The sequence below is a fragment of the Aliisedimentitalea sp. MJ-SS2 genome (genome assembly GCF_032586155.1).
In the GTDB taxonomy this organism is placed as follows: Bacteria; Pseudomonadota; Alphaproteobacteria; order Rhodobacterales; family Rhodobacteraceae; genus JAWHTC01.
Genome location: NZ_JAWHTC010000016.1, coordinates 1 through 1,014, shown reverse-complemented (window position 1 = coordinate 1,014; position 1,014 = coordinate 1). Strand labels below are relative to the sequence as shown.

1 pseudogene is annotated in these 1,014 nt (G+C 53.2%); it reads left to right on the top strand.

What is annotated here, in order from left to right:
• A pseudogene (locus tag RXV86_RS22025) lies at nucleotides 1–980 on the top strand (IS3 family transposase); the annotation flags it as partial.
• Nucleotides 981–1,014: the final 34 nt, after the last annotated feature.

Genomic DNA, 1,014 nt, shown 5'->3' with positions numbered 1-1,014 from the left:
GGTGGAATGGGCGTAGATCAATTGAAGGAACTGAAGCGGCTCCAGAAGGAGAATGAACAACTGAGGAGGGCAGTCTCTGACCTGACGCTCGACAAGTTGATCTTGAAGGAAGCTGCACGGGGAAACTTCTGAGCCCCGCTCGTCGTCGCGCTTGCATTGATCATGTGCGCAGCCAATTCAAAGTTTCGGAGCGTCGAGCTTGTCGGGTGCTGGGGCAGCATCGTTCTACACAGAGACATGCCCCCAAAGGACGCGCTGATGAAGACAGGCTTGTTTCTGATATGATTGAGCTGGCTCGTCAGTTTGGCAGATACGGCTATCGCAGGATTGCTGCCTTATTGAGAGAAGCAGGCTGGTCCGTCAGCGAGGGACGTATTGAGCGGCTCTGGCGACGAGAGGGGCTGAAGGTTCCACAGAAACAACCAAAGAAAGGACGGCTCTGGCTAAACGACGGATCATGCGTTCGGTTGCGTCCCGAGTATCGCAACCATGTCTGGAGCTATGACTTCGTTCATTGCCGGACCGATGACGGGAAAGTTTTTCGAACACTAAACATCCTCGACGAGTTCAGTCGGGAATGCCTGGCCATCAAGGTCGATCGGAAGCTGAACTCAACGAACGTGATAGATGCTCTAACCGATCTATTCATCCTGCGTGGCTCTCCAGCATTCATTCGCTCGGACAACGGTCCTGAGTTCATTGCTCAAGCCGTAAGGGACTGGATTGCGGCAGTGGGAGCAAAGACGGCTTACATCGAACCAGGCAGCCCTTGGGAGAACGGTTACTGTGAAAGCTTCAATGGCAGATTCAGAGACGAGCTGCTCAACGGAGAGGTCTTCTACAGCCTACGGGAAGCACAGATCATCATCGAAGAATGGAGGAAACACTACAACACAAAGAGACCACACAGTGCATTGGGCTACCGCCCACCAGCTCCTGAAGCCATCATAACCATGGATCAGAGGCCAATCATGCACTAACAATCATCTTGGCCCAGTCAGATGAGGCTGCTCA